Source organism: Streptomyces sp. MS191, from assembly GCF_008042125.1.
GTDB lineage: Bacteria > Actinomycetota > Actinomycetes > Streptomycetales > Streptomycetaceae > Streptomyces.
The window spans coordinates 1,003,029-1,017,235 of sequence record NZ_RDBI01000040.1; the positions used below are offsets into that span (position 1 = coordinate 1,003,029).

The following is a 14,207-nucleotide window of genomic DNA, read 5'->3' on the forward strand; positions in this document are numbered from 1 at the left end:
ACGCGGCTTCGGGCGCGAGGCCGGCGGGCGACGCGCGGCCGGACACGGGGACCGGCCCCGACAGGTCCCCGCGGGCGCTCCTGCGCCACCCCGTCACGCTGTGGAGCGTCACCCGGATCGTCCTGCTCCTCTGCGTCTTCAAGGTCGTCACGGTCCCCGGCCCTGACGTCACCAGTGACGTCGAGCAGATCTACCAGGGCTGGTTCGAGGTCCTGAGAACCGGCACGTACCCGCTGGACGACGTCACCTGGCAGTACCCGCCGGCCGCCGCCCTGGCGATCCTCTCCCCCGCGCTGCTGCCGTTCCTGGGCTACTCCGCCGCCTTCTTCGTCCTCGCCTTCCTGTGCGACGCGTTCGTCTTCGGGCTGCTGCGGTACACCGGCCGGCGGCCGGGGCGTTCCCAGCGCGGTGCCTGGATCTGGGTGGCGGGCGTCCCGCTGCTCGGCCCGACCGCGTACGCGCGGTACGACCTGATGGTCACGGCGGTGGCCGTCGCCGCGCTGCTCGCCGGGCTGCGCCACCCGCGGCTGATGGGCGCCCTGGCCGGCTTCGGCGCGACCCTGAAGGTCTGGCCCGCGCTGCTCCTCGCGGGCACCCCCCGCGGCCGCGCCACCTTCCGCTCCTGGTCGACGGCGGCGGGCGCGGCGGCGGGGGTGCTGCTCCTGTGCACGCTCGCGGCGCCGGGGGCGCTGGCGTTCCTGACCTTCCAGCGCGACCGGGGCACGGAGGTCGAGTCGCTGGGCTCGCTCGTCTTCCACGTGGCCCGGCACTTCGGCTGGGAGGGCGAGGCCCGGCTGAACTACGGCTCGGTGGAGTTCCTGGGCCCGTACGTCTCCACCGTCACCTCCGCCGCGATGGTGCTGACGGTCGCGGCCTTCGCCTGGCTGCTGCTGTGGCGCATACGGGCGCGCGCGTTCTCGACGACGACCCCGGCGGACGCGGCCTTCGTCGCGGTGCTGCTGTTCACCACGACGAGCCGGGTGATCAGCCCGCAGTACATGATCTGGCTGGTCGGCCTGGCCGCGGTGTGCCTGGTCCACCGGACGAGCCGGATGCGCCGGCCGGTCCACCTGGTGGTGTGGGCCACCGCCGTCACGCAGTTCGAGTTCCCCGTGTGGTTCTCGCACGTGTCGCACAGCGATCCGCTGGGCATCGCCCTGCTGCTCGTGCGCAACGGCCTGCTCGTCGCCGCCACCCTCTCCGCCTGCCGCGTCCTGTGGCACCAGACGGTGACGGAGCCGCGTCTCACGCCGGCGTCGGTGCCGGCTCAGCGTGACCGCTCGAGGACCCTGCCGGTCGCCTGAGGGGCGGGCGTGCGGCGGTGCAGCAGGCCGAGGGCCGCGCACTGCCCGGCCATCGCCAGCCCCATCGCCAGTGTCACGCCCGGCAGCCCGAACCCGGAGAGCGCGTACGCCAGCGGGAGCTGGGCGAGCACGCCCGCGACCGTGATCCTGGCGAGCAGCGGGCTGCCGCCGCTGCCCTCGAAGACCCCCGCGAGCGCGATGAACCCGGCCATCAGCACGAGATAGGGCCCCAGGCAGCGCAGGAAGAGGGCGCCGGCGCCCGCCACGTCGGGGGACGCCCCGAAGCCGCGCATCACGAGGTCGGCGGTGAGGAACAGCAGGCAGGCGGCGGCGCTGCCGAGGACCCCGCCGAGGACGAGGGCCTGCCGGCCGACGGCCGCGCGCTCGTCCACGCCCGCTCCGAGCAGGTGCGCCGTGTGGATGGCGGCCGCCTGGCGGACGGAGTAGAAGGCCATGGTCGCGACGTACATGGCCTTGGTGGCGATGCCGTACGCGGCGACCTGGGTGACGCCGAGGCGCGCGACCACGGCGACGAGGGCGAGGGTCCCGGTCATCCGGACGACGAAGTCGACCGACATCGGCAGCCCGGTGGCGACGGTGCGCCGCAGGGCGGCGACGGTGCCCTCGGCGGGGCGGGCGGCCCGTGCCGCGCGCAGGAGGGGGTTGCGGCGCAGCACCCACAGGCCCACGCCGAGGGCGGCGGAACGGCCCAGGACGGTCGCGAGGGCGGCGCCCGGCACTCCGTGGGCGTGGATGAGCAGCGGGTCGAGGACGAGGATCAGGCCGTTGGCGAGGAAGGCGAGCCGCATCGGGGTGCGGGTGTCGCCGGCCCCCTTGAGGATGCCGTCGAGGACGGTGGTGGCGAAGAAGACGGCCATGCCCGGCAGGGAGATCGCGAAGTAGGCGGTGGCCAGGGCGAGAGCGGAGGCGCCGTCGCCGCCGAGGACGAGCCGGGCGAGGGGTTCGCGCAGCAGGAAGCCGCCGACGGTGACCGGCGGGACGAGCAGGGCGGCGAGCGCCCAGCCGCCGCGGACGGCGGCCCGTACGGCGCCGGGGTCCCCGGCACCGCGGGCGCGGGCGACGAGGACGGTGGTGCCGGAGGCCGCCATGAGCACGACGCCGAGGAGGACGTTCTCGACGTTGGTCGCGACGGCGACGGCGGCGACCGCGTCCCCGCCGAGCCGGGCGACCCAGACCATGGAGATGATCCCGGCGGCGACCCCGGCGAGGAGTTCGCCGTAGACCGGGTACGCCAGCCGGACCAGGGTGTGCCGGTGCCGGATCGTCATGCCTGCCCCCTCGTTTCGTTGTACCTCGATTCGAGGCACCTCGAAAAGAGGTAGCATGGAGACGACGTCCGGGACAAGCGATAAGGAGGGGCCGGATGCTGGAGCTGTCGATCCTCGGCTTTCTGCACGACAGGCCGCTGCACGGGTACGAGCTGAAGGACCGCATCCAAGGGCTCAGCGGCCACGTGCGCCCCGTCAGCGACGGCGCCCTCTATCCGGCGATCACCCGCATGGTGAAGGCCGGGCTGCTGGAGCGCCGTACGGAGCCGGGCACCGGCGCGGCACCGCGCCGGACGCTGTCGCTCACACCGGAAGGCCGTGCGGAGCTGCTCGCCCGCCTGCGCGAGCCCAAGGAGGCCGACATCACCGACGGCCAGCGCTTCTTCACCCTGCTCGCCTTCCTGAGCCTGCTCCCCGATCCCGCCGAGCGGGCCGCGGTGCTGCGCCGCCGCCAGGTCTTCCTCCACACGCCCGCGAGCTTCTTCTACGAGGGCGGCGCGCCGGTGCGCGCGGAGGACGAGCCGGACCTCTTCCGCCGGGGCATGCTCCGGATCGCCCGGGCGACCGGCACCGCGGAGAAGGAATGGCTCGCGGAGGCGCTGGCCGAGCTGGAGGCCGCGAGCGCCGGCCAGGACTCCCCCGGGGCTCCCTGAGCGCACCCGGCCGCTTCCCGGCGCCCGGGCCCCCGCCGGGGCTCCGGAGCGCGAGCGCGGCGGTCGGACCGGTCCCGGCGCTCAGGCCAGACGTCGCGCGAGGTAGGCGCGCCAGGTCGCGGTGAAGTCCTCCGGGGTGGTGTCCAGCACGTCCCGCAGGGCCTTCTCCACGGCGCCGTCCCGGCCGGGATGCCCGCCCACCGCGCGGTAGAAGTCGGTCAGGGCCTTCTCGCCCCAGCGGCCGGCGATCAGCTCGCAGGCCAGCCAGCCGCTCTCGTAGGCGCGGGCCAGCGCCTCCGCGTCCCCGCCGAAGGCGAACTCCCCGTCCTCGGGGAGCCGTGCCGGGGTGTCGCCGGCCCGGACCGCGCGCCGCAGTTCCGGCGCGGCCTGGGCGGCGGTGCGCCCGGTGCCCCGGTAGGCCGCCCAGTCCGCGAAGCCCTCCGAGAGCCAGACCGGGGTGGCCGCCGAGGTGTGCGCGCGGGTGGCCACGTGCGTGGTCTCGTGGGTGAGGACCACCTGCCGGCCGAAGCCGCCGAGCACCCCGTACGCGTCGGGGTTCACGATCACCCGGTCCGCGGGCGCGTCCGGACCACCGCCGACCTCGCCCGTGGTGACGGCGGCGATCCCCCGGTACGAGGCGCCCGGCGCTCCGAGCAGTCCGCCCATCCCCTCCAGAGAGGCCGGGACGAGGACGACCACCCGGCCCGCCCACGGCACCGGCCAGGCCGCGGAGACCGCGGGGACCGCCCGGTCCGCGGCCGCCGCGATCTCCGCCAGCCGCTCGCGCGGCTGTCCGACGCCGAGGACGAGGCTGCGTCCGCCCCGGACCGCGTCCACGTCCCCCTGCTGCCAGAGCTGCTGGGTGGCGCCCTTGCCGGGCCGGTCCGCGGTGACGTACCAGCGGCCGTCCCGCTCGGTCAGGTCGAGCACCCGCTCGGTGGTGACGGGCCCGGTGTCGTAGCCGCTGATCCGGTAGCTGAGTTCGGTCCGGGCGGTCGCCCGGCCGCCGTCCGCCCGGTCCACGTCGGTCACCCGGTAGCCCCAGGTGCCGAGCGGCACCTCGGCGAGCCGGTCGAACTCCTTCAGGGCGGTGGGCGCGCGCGCCGGATCGACCCCGGCGACGAAGGCCGCCTCGTCCCGGGCGAGCAGCGCGCGGGCGTGCCGGTCGAGCAGGCTCTGGATCTCCCGGGACGCCGGATCGGTCGCGCCCCCGGATCCGGGGGCGACGCATCCGGCCAGGGCCAGCAGGGTCACCAGCAGACAGGCCGCCGCCCGTCGCACCGTTCCGCACCCCTGACCTGCCACGCCTTCGATCGTACGGGCAGGCACCCGGGCGGGCGTACGAGCGGACGGACGGCCCGGCAGCCGGTCAGACCCGGGTCACCGTCGCGTGCGACATCATCCCGACCGGGTCGTAGCGCACCCGCGCCCCGGGGTACGGGGCGTGGATCACCTGCCCGTTGCCCGCGTAGATGGCCACGTGGCTGGCGTCGCTGCGGTACGTGACCAGGTCGCCGGGCTGCGCCTGCGCGAGCGGCACCTGCCGTCCCGCGTACCGCTGCGCCGAGGAGGTCCGCGGCAGACTGATGCCGGCCTGCCGGTACGACCAGACCATCAGCCCGGAGCAGTCGAAGGCGGACGGTCCCGTCGCGCCCCAGACGTAGGGCTTGCCGATCGCGCTGCGCGCGGCGATCACCGCGGCCGCGGCCCGCCCCGAGGCCGGGCCGAGGTCGGCGAGCGGCGGCAGGGACTCCTCGCGACCGGACCGCGAGGCGCGCGCGGAGCGGTCGAAGTCCGCGCGCTCCGGCCCGCTCAGGGACTGCAGCACCCGCCGGGCCTCGGCGAGCTTCCGCTCGACCGTGCGCTTGTGCCGGGCGACCTGGGTCCGGCTGCGCTCCAGCTCCGCCAGCAGCCGGGTCGCCTCCGTCCGCTGCTGGTGCAGCCGCCGCTGCTCGTGCCGGAGCCGGCCGAGGTCCGCGCCCTGCCGGGCGGTGACCCGGTCGAGCACCGAGGCCCGCTCCAGGTAGGAGTCGGGATCGGCCGACAGCAGCAGGGCGAGGGCCGGGTCGATGCCGCCGGAGCGGTACTGCGCGCCGGCGACCATGCCGAGCGAGCCCCGCATGAGGTTGATCCGCTCCTGGCCGCGCGCCACGCTGTCCTGGGCCCGGGAGACCGTCCTGCGCAGGGCGTCCGYCCGCTCGTCGGCCTTGTTGTAGCCCTCGGTGGCCCGTTCGGCCTCCTCGAAGAGACGGTCGACGGCGGCCCGGCCGGCGGCCGGGGTACCGCTCGGGTCGGCGCTCGCGGGTACGGCGCCGAGGGCCGTGGCAGCGGTCGCCGCCGCGGCGGCGGTCAGGACGGTGACCCTCACGGGTCGTCGGTGGGACGCCACGTATCGCGCTCCGTTCGGCATCTACGCAGACTGGCGCGGCAGACAGTAGCCCGAGATCCACCCCGCTCCAACGAAGGCGCCGGGCACACAAAGTGACGCCCCGCCGGAGACCACAGGTCACCGGCGGGGCGTCAGGTCAGTCGCGAACGCGACGAACCACCCGATTGGGCGTCGTGTCGGAGGCTCCCGGAGGGGCTCCGCACGACGATGTCGGAGGCGTCAGACGCGCACACCGAACTGGAACGTGCCCATGTAGCTCATCGACTCGTAGCGGACCGAGGCGCCCGGCTTGGGGGCGTGCAGGATCGTGTTGTTGCCCGCGTACAGGGCCACGTGGGACAGGTTGTTGAAGAAGACCAGGTCGCCCGGCTTGAGCTGGCTGCGGCCGATCTTCACACCGTCGTTCTGCTGGGTGTACGTGGTGCGGGTGAGCGACACGCCGGCCTGGCGGTAGGCCCACTGCGTCAGACCCGAGCAGTCGTACGAGTTGGGGCCCTCGGCGCCGGAGACGTACGGCTTGCCGATCTGGGTGGCGGCGGCGCTGAGCGCGGCGGCGCCACGCTGCGAGGCGGGCACCTCGTTGCCGAGGTCGACCCGGTCGCCGGCGGCGCGGCTGGCACGCAGCTCGTCCTGCTGGATCTTGGCGCGCTCGGCGGCGGTCAGCGAGTTGAGCAGCTTCTGCGCGTCGGCGAGCTTGCCCTGGTAGGCCTTCTTCTTCTCGCCGAGGGTCTTGCGGACGTCCTCGAGGTCGGCGAGCTTCGTCGTCGCCTCGGCCCGCTGCTGGGCGAGGGTGCGCTGCTTGGCCTGGATCGACTGGAGCACGTCGGCCTGCTTGGCGCCGAGCTGGTCGATCGCGGACGCCTTGTCGAGGTAGGTGTCCGGGTCGGAGGAGAGGAAGAGCTGGATCGCCGGGTCGATGCCACCGGAGCGGTACTGCGCGCTGGCGACCGAACCGATGTTGTCGCGCAGGGTGTTGAGCTCCTGCTGACCGCGGGCCACCTTGTCCTGGAGAGCCCCGATCTCCTTCTGCAGCTTGCCGCGGCGCTCCTCGGCGAGGTTGTACTGCTCCGTGGCCTCCTCGGCCTCGTGGTGCAGCTTGTCGACCTTCGACTTCACGTCGTCGATCTTCGGCTTCGGAGCCGCCTGGGCGCCGGACTGGGCGGTGAGCGCGACAGCGGCAGCGGCGGTCACGGTGAGCACGGTCACACGGGTGCGGCTCGGCTGCTTGGGACGACGGTGGGACGCCACGAAGGCGATCTCCTTCTTCCTCGAGCCGCCAACCAGGCTGCGGCAGGCGGTTCCTCCGCTGCCATCCCCGATAGATGATCAACCGCGCGAAGGTTCGAGGCCTGACCCTAGTGACCTAGTTGTGATCAGTTCAAATCCTCAGGGGCAAAATCTCGCTCACGCAGCACATTATTTACAGACACCGCACGGGCAGTAATGGCCACTTGACGATGCGCCCTCCAGAATTCGGGCATTAGCCCCAGGAGTTACGAGAAGTCACGAGACGCGCGAAAGGCGCTTCAGCAACAAGGCGGACGCGACCGGCCGGGCTCCGGACTTCGCGACTCCGTCGGCGACTTCGCGGTCGGTGGAGACCACCACGACGGGACGGCCCGGCGGCTCGGCACGCACCAGCTGGCGGATCAGCTCGTCGGCGGTGACACCCGGCTTCGAGAACAGCACCCGCACCCCGCGCGGCGGCGCGAGCAGCACCGGGGCCGCCAGTTCGGCCCCGTCGAAGACACAGGTGATCTCGGCGCCCGAGCGGGCGGCGAGCGCGGAGAGCCCGCCGAGCAGGCGCAGCCGCTGCTTCTCCAGCGGCATGGTCGGATATCCGGTCTTGGTGACGTTGTAGCCGTCCACGACCAGGTGCGCCTGCGGCAGTTCGAGCAGCTGGTCGAGGAGCGCCGGGTCGGTCTCCGAGAGGGCGCGGGCCGCGATGTCCTTCGGCGACATCCGGCCGGGCTCCACCGCGTCGACGGTGTCGGCGGGATGCATGGAGGCGGGCGGCAGGGCCAGTTCGCGGCGCAGCCCCTGCGCCGATTCCAGGACGGTGTCCAGCAGCAGTCGCAGGCGCATGTCCTCGACCGAGCGCCCCTCACGGGCGGCCCGGCGGCTCGCCTCCAGCGCCGCCTCCACCTCGCCGAGCCGCGACTTGAGCCGGCGGCTCTCGCTCTCGGCGGCCGAGACCTGGGCCGCGGCCTCCGCCTTGACGGTGTCGATCTCGGCCTGGGCGCGGCGCAGGGCGGCCTCGCCGCGCTTCACGTCGCTCTGGGCACTGCGCAGCTTGCGGTGAAGCGATTCCGCTTCCTTGCGGGTCGTCTCCAGGTCGTGGCGCAGCTGCTCGGTCTCGCTCCGGCCGCGCTCCTTGGCGTGCGCGACCTCCTCGCGCAGCCGCTCCAGCTCGCGCCGCCCGGCCTCGTCGGCCCGCTCGGCGTCCGCGCGCTGAGCCTCCTCGCCGGCGGCGGCGACCAGCTTGACCCAGCCCGCCGGGCGCAGGACGTAGGCCGCCGCGGCGACGTCGACGGGGTCGGCGGCGGCCGGCGGGGCACCGGACTCGACCGCACCGGCCAGCTCGGGCTGGGCGTCCTTGAAACGCTCGCCGATACGCTGCCGGAAGAGCGGGTCGCTCTCCAGGGCCGCGGCCATCGCGTTGCCGGCGAACTTGGCCCGCCGGCTCGAGGTGAAGCGCGCGTACTGCCGCAGAGGCGCGGGCAGCTCCGCGACGGTCAGCCCGCCGAAGGCGTCGGCGACCAGCGCGACGACCTTGCGCCGCACGCCGTCCGGCAGCGGCCGGTCGAGCGCCTCGGCGGCGTCGTCCGCCGCGCCGGCCGGTTCGTCACCACGCGTGGGCTGCTCCACGATCCGTCACCCCACTGTCATTCGCAGCGCTCCGTCAGGACGCGCTGCCCGGCCTGTCCACCAGCTCGATCTGGTCCACCGCGTTGCACCAGCGACAGCGGACCGACTCGATGGTCTCACTGACCACCTCGCGCTCCTCCACCTTGGGCTCCCCGGCAAGGTCCAGATGGATGTACTCGACGACCTTGGAGGAGCGGGTCACGTCGAAGCGGGTCAGATTGCCGCAGAGTGTGCAGCGCCAGCGGGTCTCGGCGGTCGGCTGGGGAATCGCCGTCATCGTGCCGTCCTCGTTTCTTGGTGCGTGATACCAGGTGCGGGAGCCGCGGTGCGCCGTCGAACTGCGGATGTGATGCCCGTACCCTACGGCCATCGGGGTACGCCCTGCTCGGGCGGAGCACGGCGCACGGGCCGGTACCGCGCGCCCCGGCGAGGCGCTCTGCCCAGGTCGCCCCCGGTACGTCATGATCTGTCCATGATCGACTGGCGGGGAGCGGCCCTCGGCGCCTGGCGCGGCACGCGGAACGGACCGACGGTGACGTACGGCCTGATCGCCGCCTGCTGCCTCGCGTTCCTGATCAGCCCGGTCTCCGGGCTGGTCCCGGCGCACGGCACCGCGGACGCGTCCCTGATCGCCCAGAGCGCGTACTTCCACCGCTGGGGAGTGGTGCCGGCGGAGCTGATGGACAGCGAGCCGCGCGCCCTGCTGACCCCCCTCACGGCACTGTTCGTCCACGGCAGCTGGCTGCATCTGCTCGGGAACATGCTGTTCCTCTACGTCTTCGGCGCGATGGCCGAGGAGCGGATGGGGCCGGTGCCGTTCCTGCTCTTCTACCTCGCCTGCGGCTACCTCGCCCTGCTCGGCTACGCCGCGGCCTACGCGAGCAGCGAGCAGACCCTGGTCGGGGCGTCGGGGGCGATCTCGGGGGTGCTCGGGGCGTTCCTCTACCTCTTCCCCCGCTCCCGGGTCACCAGCCTCTTCCCTTTCCTCCTCTTCCTGCCGCTGCGCTTCCCCGCCTGGATCGTGCTGGTCTTCTGGTTCGTGCTGCAGTGGCTGGCCGCCCGGGCGGCCGGGGCGGGGCCCGGGGTCGCCTATCTGGCGCACGTGGTCGGCTTCGCCGTGGGCTTCCTCTACGCCTGGGGCCGGTACCGCCGGCGGGGCGGCCGCGGGGTGCTTCCCCGGCGCGACGGCGACGGAAGCCGGGCGGGCTAGAGTGAAGGCCCCACCCGCGGCGACCGAGGGAGTAAGCCAGCCGTGATCACCGCGATCGTGCTCATCAAGACCAGCGTGGACCGCATCCCCGAGATCGCGGAGTCGATCGCCTCGCTCGACAGCGTCAGCGAGGTCTTCTCGGTCACCGGTACCTACGACCTGATCGCCATGGTGCGCGTGCCGAAGCACGACGACCTGGCGGACGTCATCCCGGGTCGCATCAGCAAGATCCCCGGCGTCGAGGCCACGGACACGCACGTCGCGTTCCGTACGTACTCCCAGCACGACCTGGAAGCGGCCTTCGCCATCGGCCTGGAGTCGTAGCAGCCGTCACGAGTGAAGGGGGCCTCCCGTGGGAGGCCCCCTTCACTCGTACGAGTGGGTGGTCAGCCGCGGTCCGGCACGCAGCGGCCGTCCTCGGTGCGGTACTTCCACTGCGCGCCGTCGCGGACGAGCTCCCGGACGGCGCCGACGAAGCGCTCCACGTGCTCGTCCGGCGTACCGGCGCCGAAGCTGACCCGGATCGCGTTCAGCGACCGCTCGCCCGGCTCGGCCTCCGGGGCGCCGCACTCGCCGACGTCCTGCGGGTCGCTGCCCAGCAGGGTCCGCACCAGCGGGTGGGCGCAGAAGAGACCGTCGCGGACACCGATGCCGTACTCGGCGGAGAGCGCGGCGGCGAAGTGGGAGCTGTTCCAGCCCTCCACCACGAAGGAGATGACGCCGACGCGCGGGGCGTCGTCGCCGAACAGCGAGAGCACCCTGACCTCGGGCACCTCGGCCAGGCCCGCGCGCACCGTGGCGATCAGGTGCTGCTCGCGGGCGACCAGGGCGTCGAAGCCGGCTTCGGTCAGCGCCTTGCAGGCGGAGGCGATCGAGTAGACGCCGATGACGTTCGGGGATCCGGCCTCGTGGCGGGCGGCGGTGGTGTGCCACTCGACGTCCACTCCCCCGTCGGCGCGCCGGGCCACCTTGCGGGAGGCGCCGCCGCCCGCAAGGTACGGCTCGGCCTCCTGGAGCCAGTCGGCACGTCCGGCGAGGACACCGGAGCCGAAGGGGGCGTACAGCTTGTGGCCGGAGAAGGCCACCCAGTCGACGTCCGACTCCCGGACGGAGACGGGGTGGTGGGGCGCGAGCTGGGCGGCGTCGAGGACGATCCGGGCGCCGTGGGCGTGCGCGGCGGCGGCGAGCTCCTTGACCGGCCACAGTTCGCCGGTGACGTTGGACGCGCCGGTCACGCAGACCAGCGCCGGACCGTGCGGCTCGCGGGCGGCCAGGGCCTGCTCCAGGATCTCGACGGCCTGGGCGGGCGTGCGCGGCGCGTTGAGGTAGCTGACCTGGGCGTCCTTCCAGGGCAGCAGCGAGGCGTGGTGCTCGGTCTCGAAGACGAAGACCTGGCAGTCGGCCGGGACCACGGCGGCCAGCAGGTTCAGCGAGTCGGTGGTGGAGCGGGTGAAGACGACCTGGTCGTCGGGGCGGCAGTCCAGGAACTCGGCGACGGTGACCCGGCTGTTCTCGAAGAGGTCGGTGGACAGCTGCGAGAGGTAGCCGGCGCCCCGGTGGACGCTGCCGTAGTAGGGGGCGTACGCGGCGACGTCGTCCCAGACCCGCTGGAGCGCCGGGGCGCTGGCCGCGTAGTCGAGCGCGGCGTAGCTGACCTCGCCGCCGGTCACCAGGGGGACGGTGACGTCCCGGCCGAGCACCGGGAGCGGGGCCGCGCAGCAGGGGTCGGCGGAGTCGGCGGCGGTGACGGGCTCGCCGGCCGCGGCGGGCACGGTGGCGGTGACGGAAGCGGTGGCGGCGTTCGGGCACGCGGACATGGCGAAGTCTCCCTGCGGGACGGGGTGTCCCCTCGGACGAGGAGGGGATGGTGACGTGAGAAGCCCGCAGGGCACGACGAAGAAGGGTGCCGCGTACGGGAGTTGCCTCGACAGACGGCACGGAGGGCCGCATGGAGGGAAAGAAGGAGGGCCGGAGGCCCTAGCACATTCGCTTGCTCACGAGACTGCTCCCTCGAGGACCAAGGACCCCAGGGTTCCGCAGGGGTCCGCGCTTGCCGCGGACCTTGCTGTCCACGGCCTGGTCTTCACCCGGGGCACCCCGCCACGGACGGAGGGTTGCCGGACAGCAAGCCGGGGCCTGAACGCTGTCACTCATGACCTGCTCCGAAGTTATGCCACGTGATCGCTCCGGCGCAACCCGTGTCCGGATCCCGGGACACGAAAGGACCCCGCCGCTGCGGGGCCCCATCGGTCGTTCCCAGGGGGTGTCCTGTCGATCCGCGCCGAGCCCGGCAGGACCGGCGAGACGCTCCCTACGCGTTGCTGGCCGCGACCCAGCGCTCCAGGGCCTGCCGCGCCGCGCCGGAGTCGATCGACTCCGCCGCCTTCGCGATGCCCGACGCGAGCTGCTCCGTCAGCGTGCCCGTGCCGGGGTCGAGCGCCGTGAGCGCGGCGGCCGAGTTGAGCAGCACCGCGTCCCGTACCGGGCCGGTCTCGCCCGCCAGCAGCCGGCGGGCCACGTCCGCGTTGAAGGAGGCGTCGGCGCCGCGCAGCGCCTCCACCGGCACCAGCTCGATGCCGACGTCCCGCGGGTCGAAGGCCTCCTCGCGCACCGCGCCGTCCCGGACCACCCACACCCGGGAGGTGGCCGTGGTGGTGAGCTCGTCGAGGCCGTCGTCGCCGCGGAAGACCAGGGCCGAGGAGCCGCGCTCGGCGAGTACGCCCGCCATGATCGGGGCCATCCGGGCGTCGGCCACGCCGGTGGCCTGGGACCTGACCCGGGCCGGGTTGGTGAGCGGGCCGAGGAAGTTGAAGACGGTGCGCACGCCGAGCTGGCCGCGGGCGGTGGCGACGTGACGCAGCGCCGGGTGGAACTTCACCGCGAAGCAGAACGTGATGCCGGCCTCCTCCGCGACCTCGGCCACCCGCCGCGGGGTGAGCTCCAGGTTGACGCCGAGCTTCTCCAGGACGTCGGAGGCGCCCGAGGCGGAGGAGGCCGCCCGGTTGCCGTGCTTGACGACCTTGGCCCCGGTACCGGCCACCACGATCGCCGACATGGTGGAGATGTTGACCGTCTTCGCGCCGTCGCCGCCGGTGCCGACGATGTCCACGGTGCGGCCGGGCACCTCGATGGTGTTGGCGTGCGCGTACATCGTGCGGACGAGGCCGGTGATCTCCTCGACGGTCTCGCCCTTGGCGCGCAGCGCGACCGCGAAGCCGGCGATCTGCACGTCGGTGGCCTCGCCGCTCATGATGCGGTCCATCGCCCAGGCCGAGTCCTCGGTGCCGAGGTCGCCGCCGTCCAGCAGGGTGTTCAGCACGGCCGGCCAGGAGCGGCCCGCCGTGGTCGGTCCTCCAGCGGGGGTCACAGCGCTCATGGCAGCTCCAGGTTCGACGCGTGTCTGTGGTGATCCCACCCTATCGAGCCGGCGGCACGGCAAAGAGCCCCGTCCATCGAATGGACGGGGCTCCTGCCGTGGCGACCCTCAGGTCAGGTGATCAGTGGTGGCCGTGGCCGCTGGTGATCTCCTTGTACTCCTCGGCGGTGGGCTTGGCGATCTGGCTGTCCTCGCCGTAGTAGCTCCGGTTGAGCTTGACCCGGAGCTTCTCGATGGCGCCGACCTTGCGCTCCACACCGTTCTCGTCGACCAGCGGGCCGAGCTCGGCCGGCTGGTTCTGCTCGTGCGCCGTGAGGCGGTACAGCTCGCCCTGGCTGAGCGGCTGGTGGACCTCGACGAACTCACCGTGCGGCAGGCGCTTGATGATGCCGGACTCGCGTCCGTGCAGCACCTTGTCCTTGTCCCGGCGCTGGAGGCCGAGGCAGATCCGCTTGGTGACGACGAACGCGATGATCGGTCCGACGAAGAAGAAGATCCGGACGAACCAGGTGATCGAGTTCAGCGACAGGTGGAAGTGGGTGGCCCAGAGGTCGTTTCCACCACCGATGAGCATGACCATGTACGCGGTGATCCAGGCGACACCGAAGGCAGTGCGCGTCGGAGCGTTGCGCGGGCGCTGCGCGATGTGGTGCTCGCGCTTGTCGCCCGTGATCCAGGACTCGATGAACGGGTAGACCGCGATGGCCGCCAGGACCGCCGGGAAGATCGCCAGCGGGATCATCACGCCCAGGACCAGCGTGTGGCCCCAGAGGTTGATCTCCCAGCCCGGCATGACACGGATCAGACCCTCGGCGAAGCCCATGTACCAGTCGGGCTGGGCGCCGGTGGACACCTGGTCCGGCCGGTACGGGCCGATCGCCCAGATCGGGTTGATCGAGGCGATCGCCGCGACGACCGAGATGACACCGAAGACCAGGAAGAAGAAGCCTCCGGCCTTGGCCATGTAGACCGGCAGCAGCGGCATGCCCACGACGTTCTTGTTCGTCCGGCCGGGGCCCTCGAACTGCGTGTGCTTGTGGTAGAAGACCAGGATCAGGTGGGCGACCACCAGACCCAGCATGATGCCGGGCAGCAGCAGGATGTGGGCCGAGTAGAAC

General features: G+C 73.1%; 12 protein-coding genes, 1 pseudogene and 1 riboswitch. Of the genes and pseudogenes, 4 read left to right on the forward strand and 9 right to left on the reverse strand.

Annotated features, from left to right (window positions below):
• Positions 1 to 98 precede the first annotated feature (98 nt).
• Entirely contained in the window at positions 99 to 1,304 is a 1,206-nt protein-coding gene (locus tag EAO71_RS11580) for a glycosyltransferase family 87 protein (protein WP_261992224.1), read from the forward strand.
• Here the strand turns inward: EAO71_RS11580 and EAO71_RS11585 are convergent.
• Complete coding sequence (locus tag EAO71_RS11585) at positions 1,268 to 2,593, reverse strand: MATE family efflux transporter (protein ID WP_147977650.1); 1,326 nt, start codon at positions 2,591 to 2,593, stop codon at positions 1,268 to 1,270. The genes EAO71_RS11580 and EAO71_RS11585 overlap by 37 nt on opposite strands.
• Positions 2,594 to 2,688: 95 nt before the next feature.
• Here EAO71_RS11585 and EAO71_RS11590 point away from each other — a divergent pair, with 95 nt between their 5' ends.
• Positions 2,689 to 3,246 carry a PadR family transcriptional regulator gene (locus tag EAO71_RS11590; RefSeq protein ID WP_147977651.1) on the forward strand — a complete coding sequence of 186 codons (558 nt, stop codon included), beginning with the start codon at positions 2,689 to 2,691 and terminating at the stop codon, positions 3,244 to 3,246.
• Between the two features lie 81 nt (positions 3,247 to 3,327).
• Here EAO71_RS11590 and EAO71_RS11595 read toward each other — a convergent pair whose 3' ends face one another.
• The 5 genes from EAO71_RS11595 to EAO71_RS11615 all read right to left on the reverse strand — a co-directional run bounded on the left by EAO71_RS11595 (position 3,328) and on the right by EAO71_RS11615 (position 8,780).
• Positions 3,328 to 4,551 (reverse strand): hypothetical protein, encoded by a 1,224-nt coding sequence (locus tag EAO71_RS11595; RefSeq protein WP_147977652.1) that lies wholly within the window; start codon positions 4,549 to 4,551, stop codon positions 3,328 to 3,330.
• Positions 4,552 to 4,615: 64 nt separating this feature from the next.
• Complete coding sequence (locus tag EAO71_RS11600; protein WP_147977653.1) at positions 4,616 to 5,656, reverse strand: C40 family peptidase; 1,041 nt, start codon at positions 5,654 to 5,656, stop codon at positions 4,616 to 4,618.
• Positions 5,657 to 5,854: 198 nt separating this feature from the next.
• The gene (locus EAO71_RS11605; RefSeq protein ID WP_147977654.1) at positions 5,855 to 6,883 is read right to left on the reverse strand and encodes a C40 family peptidase; all 1,029 of its coding nucleotides are present in this window, start codon (positions 6,881 to 6,883) and stop codon (positions 5,855 to 5,857) included.
• A gap of 255 nt (positions 6,884 to 7,138) precedes the next feature.
• Complete coding sequence (locus tag EAO71_RS11610; protein WP_147977655.1) at positions 7,139 to 8,503, reverse strand: NYN domain-containing protein; 1,365 nt, start codon at positions 8,501 to 8,503, stop codon at positions 7,139 to 7,141.
• A gap of 34 nt (positions 8,504 to 8,537) precedes the next feature.
• Positions 8,538 to 8,780 (reverse strand): hypothetical protein, encoded by a 243-nt coding sequence (locus EAO71_RS11615; protein WP_147977656.1) that lies wholly within the window; start codon positions 8,778 to 8,780, stop codon positions 8,538 to 8,540.
• A 195-nt stretch (positions 8,781 to 8,975) separates the two neighbouring features.
• On the opposite strand from EAO71_RS11615, the pseudogene EAO71_RS11620 reads away from it, so the two are divergent.
• A pseudogene (locus EAO71_RS11620) lies at positions 8,976 to 9,759 on the forward strand (rhomboid family intramembrane serine protease).
• Complete coding sequence (locus EAO71_RS11625; RefSeq protein ID WP_147977657.1) at positions 9,756 to 10,037, forward strand: Lrp/AsnC family transcriptional regulator; 282 nt, start codon at positions 9,756 to 9,758, stop codon at positions 10,035 to 10,037. Before EAO71_RS11620 ends, EAO71_RS11625 begins: the two are co-directional and overlap by 4 nt.
• 62 nt (positions 10,038 to 10,099) lie before the next feature.
• Here the strand turns inward: EAO71_RS11625 and EAO71_RS11630 are convergent, their stop codons facing one another.
• From EAO71_RS11630 to EAO71_RS11640, 3 genes are all read right to left on the reverse strand, one after another.
• Positions 10,100 to 11,530 carry an aminotransferase class V-fold PLP-dependent enzyme gene (locus tag EAO71_RS11630; RefSeq protein ID WP_261992097.1) on the reverse strand — a complete coding sequence of 477 codons (1,431 nt, stop codon included), beginning with the start codon at positions 11,528 to 11,530 and terminating at the stop codon, positions 10,100 to 10,102.
• 224 nt (positions 11,531 to 11,754) lie between these two features.
• A riboswitch (SAM riboswitch) is annotated at positions 11,755 to 11,871 on the reverse strand.
• 153 nt (positions 11,872 to 12,024) lie between these two features.
• Entirely contained in the window at positions 12,025 to 13,089 is a 1,065-nt protein-coding gene (gene trpD / locus EAO71_RS11635) for an anthranilate phosphoribosyltransferase (protein ID WP_147977658.1), read from the reverse strand.
• A gap of 121 nt (positions 13,090 to 13,210) precedes the next feature.
• Positions 13,211 to 14,207, reverse strand: a 997-nt coding sequence (locus EAO71_RS11640) for a cytochrome b (RefSeq protein WP_187282641.1), incomplete at its 5' end; no start/stop codon positions are given.

Coding starts and splice junctions, on each gene's coding strand:
- EAO71_RS11585 (WP_147977650.1), bottom strand. CDS start 2,593: ATGACGATCCGGCACCGGCACACCCTGGTCCGGCTGGCGTACCCGGTC.
- EAO71_RS11590 (WP_147977651.1), top strand. CDS start 2,689: ATGCTGGAGCTGTCGATCCTCGGCTTTCTGCACGACAGGCCGCTGCAC.
- EAO71_RS11615 (WP_147977656.1), bottom strand. CDS start 8,780: ATGACGGCGATTCCCCAGCCGACCGCCGAGACCCGCTGGCGCTGCACA.
- EAO71_RS11630 (WP_261992097.1), bottom strand. CDS start 11,530: ATGTCCGCGTGCCCGAACGCCGCCACCGCTTCCGTCACCGCCACCGTG.
- trpD (WP_147977658.1), bottom strand. CDS start 13,089: ATGAGCGCTGTGACCCCCGCTGGAGGACCGACCACGGCGGGCCGCTCC.